Source organism: Rhizobium phaseoli (assembly GCF_010668805.1).
GTDB classification, from domain to species: domain Bacteria; phylum Pseudomonadota; class Alphaproteobacteria; order Rhizobiales; family Rhizobiaceae; genus Rhizobium; species Rhizobium phaseoli_A.
On the sequence record NZ_WUFT01000142.1, the window covers coordinates 1 to 393 of the forward strand.

Here is a 393-nt window from a genome sequence, read left to right on the forward strand (position 1 = left end):
ACATGACGAAGCGCTAACGCTCACGATTTCACGCAACAACGCGGGCGCTTTCAGGCGCATTTTTTCAACGTTTTCCGGTGCATACGCACATATAGCCATGTCTACCACTCCCTCTATTGCTCCGCCGAGCGTCGCCGGCGCCGCGAAACAGACGCGCAGCATTCCGTGGATGCTGCTGGCGGTGATCACCGTCGTCGTCGTGGTCGCGGCGGCCGCATCGTACTGGTTCTTCGTGGGCCGCTTTGTCGAGACCACCGACGATGCCTACGTGGGCGGCGACGTCACCGTGCTGGCGCCGAAGGTGAACGGTTTCGTCAACGACGTGCTGGTGCAGGATAACCAGTACGTGAAAGCGGGGCAGGTGCTGATCCGCCTCGACGCGCGCGATTACGA

Annotated in this window: 1 protein-coding gene; it reads left to right on the plus strand. The window is 61.3% G+C overall.

The annotated features are described in order from the left end of the window. Nucleotides 1-97: 97 nt before the first annotated feature. On the plus strand, nucleotides 98-393 hold a 296-nt coding region (locus GR197_RS31770), incomplete at its 3' end, for a biotin/lipoyl-binding protein (RefSeq protein WP_164016664.1).